Here is a 2,500-nt window from a genome sequence, read left to right as displayed (position 1 = left end):
GCCAGCAGTTTTCTCCTAAGTATTAAATCGCTCAACCCAACCTACAAGCTGAAGAATAATAATTCAATTTGTATTTGTGCTACTTTAAAAATATGAAAGCAACGATCCGAAACGTTAAAATTAGCGAAATCCCCACAGCGATCGAGCAGTTAGGTTTGTCTGCTCATGCGTGTGTCGATTTCACAATCGAGAATCATGAGATGACGGGAAACGAAGAGGAAGAAACCACCCAAGCCTTGATGGAAGTGGTGAATGAAATTCGTGCTTATGCTAAGAGTCAGGGATTGACTGATGAGAAGTTGGAAGAGCTTTTAGTAGATGAATCGTGAACCCATAGTTATCGATACGAACGTCTTTATAAGCTTCGCCTTAAGCAGTACGACAACACCAGCTTTGGCTGTAGAATACGCGATTAATAACTTTATTATTCTGCAAAGTCCCGCAACTATATGCGAGTTGGTCACAAAACTTCTTCTCCCAAAGTTCGAGAGGTACATTACACTGGAGCAGCGCCAACAACTGCTAGTAAGAATCAGCAATTCTCATTTTGAAATAAATAGAGCATTAACCCCGATTTTGGCATTGAAAATATAGTACGAAAAAACTATTAAGGAATTATTCCAGAGGATAAACTTACTCGTTATCTTCTCGTATTCAGAGACAAAGATGACAAATCAAAATTTTTAGCACAAGCAGGATTTCCTCTCGATAATGCGGCCAGTTTGCCAAAAGCGATTATTCAGCTAATTACCGTAGAAGATGCGATCAAAGATGGTAAAAATGAATACGGTATCTTTTATCGAGTTGAAGGAATGCTAGAAGGAGTTAACGGAATCAATTTAGCAGTGGTTACAATATGGATACTGCTATACATTGACGACTGTTTTCAGTTTGTTACTCTCAAGCCCCGAAAGGATAGATAATTATGGATGTTAGATTATACGATCATGTGGTTCTTTGTCTTGATGTTCCCGAAGACAATCTAAAATCGGGAGATGTGGCAGTATTAGTGGATTTAATCCCCCATCCTAGCAATGGCGAAATGGGAGCAATTTTAGAGGTTTTTAACGCTCTCGGTGAGTCAATTTCAGTAGTTACTGTGCCAATTTCGGCGATTAAACCCCTACAAGCAAATGAAATATTTACCGTCCGCTCTTTAGTGAAAGTTGAGTAATTTAAAATCAAAGAGAATGTCCCTATCGCTACAATCTCAACTATCGATGAATCTCCTGAAAGATAGCAAAAAAATTTGTTTTATTGACCTCTTTTGTGGTTTGGGAGGGTTTCGAGTGGCGATTGAACAAGTTTGTCGCCAAAAAAACTTAGAATCTGATTGTGTTTTTTCCTGTGATATAGATAAAGACGCTCGGGCAATTTATCAGGCTAATTTTGGCGACCAACCCCAGGGAGATATTACCGAAATTGCTGCCCTAGATATTCCCAATCATGATATTTTAATGGCGGGATTTCCCTGTCAACCCTTTAGTATTTGTGGTGATTTAAAGGGTTTTGAAGATACCAGAGGCACGCTATTTTTTGAGATTGCCCGTATTTTAAAAGTCAAACAACCCGCAGCATTTATTCTGGAAAATGTCAAGCAATTGCAGGGACATCAACAGGGAAAAACCTTGCAAGTTATTCTCGATACTCTGCAAGATTTAGATTACTATACCGATTATCGGGTTTTGAATGCGCTTAATTTTGGTTTACCGCAAAAACGGGAACGGATTTTTATCGTTGGTTTCCGAGAATCGCGGCGTTTTATCTGGCCAAAACCAGCTTTATCTAGAACAAGTTTAACGGAAATATTAGAGGAAAATGTCTCGGATTTTTATTATGCTTCCGCCAGAATTCAAAAAAGTCGCCTTCTGAAAAGAGAGGGAAAAAAACCTTATAGTGAACCGACCATCTGGCACGAAAATAAAGGAGGTAATGTCAGTGCTTATCCCTATTCCTGTGCCTTGCGAGCGGGAGCATCCTATAATTATTTGTTAGTGGAGGGGAAAAGACGTTTAACAGAAAGAGAAATGCTACGTTTACAAGGGTTTCCCGATGATTATCAAATTGTCGGCAGTTATCAAACTATGCGAAAATTAACGGGTAATAGTGTAGCGATTTCCTGCGTAGCTGCTGTGGTTAATTCTGTAATCGAGTCTTGGTTAGATGTTGAGCAAGCATCAACTAATTCATTCTCGTTCAATCGAACTACTCAATTAAGTTTATTTTCGACTCAGGAGTTTTAGATAGTGGTAAGTATTCAAGACGCTTTTAATTGCCTATATAGACAGTCAAACCCTAAGAGATTATAGCTTGTTTGAGTCCTAATTTATGTCTCTAAAATTAGCTGACCCATTGCCTTGAGAATTTGGAGCAGATTAATTGCTGATTCAGGATACATTAAATTAACTTCTGGCATTATTTGATAAGTGGGGTTAGTTTCTTGTCTGAGATAGACGAACATAGGGGTAGGTAGGCGTTAAAAATTATCAGATGCCCCCCT

The 2,500-nt window shown here is 38.7% G+C and carries 5 protein-coding genes and 1 pseudogene; 5 read left to right on the top strand and 1 reads right to left on the bottom strand.

The window, feature by feature from the left end:
• Positions 1 to 92: 92 nt before the first annotated feature.
• The 5 genes from MICAI_RS06305 to MICAI_RS06285 are packed head-to-tail and all read left to right on the top strand — an operon-like array spanning position 93 to position 2,243.
• A complete protein-coding gene (locus MICAI_RS06305; RefSeq protein WP_008199303.1) occupies positions 93 to 329 on the top strand; it encodes a hypothetical protein in 237 nt (78 codons plus the stop codon).
• Complete coding sequence (locus MICAI_RS27780; RefSeq protein WP_051011159.1) at positions 319 to 594, top strand: putative toxin-antitoxin system toxin component, PIN family; 276 nt, start codon at positions 319 to 321, stop codon at positions 592 to 594. The genes MICAI_RS06305 and MICAI_RS27780 overlap by 11 nt, the downstream gene beginning before the upstream one ends.
• A 20-nt stretch (positions 595 to 614) precedes the next feature.
• Positions 615 to 923 carry a DUF6883 domain-containing protein gene (locus MICAI_RS06295; RefSeq protein ID WP_039899700.1) on the top strand — a complete coding sequence of 103 codons (309 nt, stop codon included), beginning with the start codon at positions 615 to 617 and terminating at the stop codon, positions 921 to 923.
• 2 nt (positions 924 to 925) lie between these two features.
• Positions 926 to 1,174 carry a DUF4926 domain-containing protein gene (locus tag MICAI_RS06290; RefSeq protein WP_002789664.1) on the top strand — a complete coding sequence of 83 codons (249 nt, stop codon included), beginning with the start codon at positions 926 to 928 and terminating at the stop codon, positions 1,172 to 1,174.
• A 46-nt stretch (positions 1,175 to 1,220) separates the two neighbouring features.
• On the top strand, positions 1,221 to 2,243 hold the full coding sequence (locus MICAI_RS06285; RefSeq protein WP_008199301.1) for a DNA cytosine methyltransferase: 1,023 nt from the start codon (positions 1,221 to 1,223) through the stop codon (positions 2,241 to 2,243).
• Positions 2,244 to 2,326: 83 nt separating this feature from the next.
• Here MICAI_RS06285 and MICAI_RS27535 read toward each other — a convergent pair.
• A pseudogene (locus MICAI_RS27535) lies at positions 2,327 to 2,461 on the bottom strand (restriction endonuclease subunit R); the annotation flags it as partial.
• Positions 2,462 to 2,500: the final 39 nt, after the last annotated feature.

This window comes from Microcystis sp. T1-4 (genome assembly GCF_000297435.1).
In the GTDB taxonomy this organism is placed as follows: Bacteria; Cyanobacteriota; Cyanobacteriia; order Cyanobacteriales; family Microcystaceae; genus Microcystis.
The sequence above is the reverse complement of the archived record's forward strand: the minus strand, read 5'-3'. Positions and strand labels throughout refer to the sequence as shown.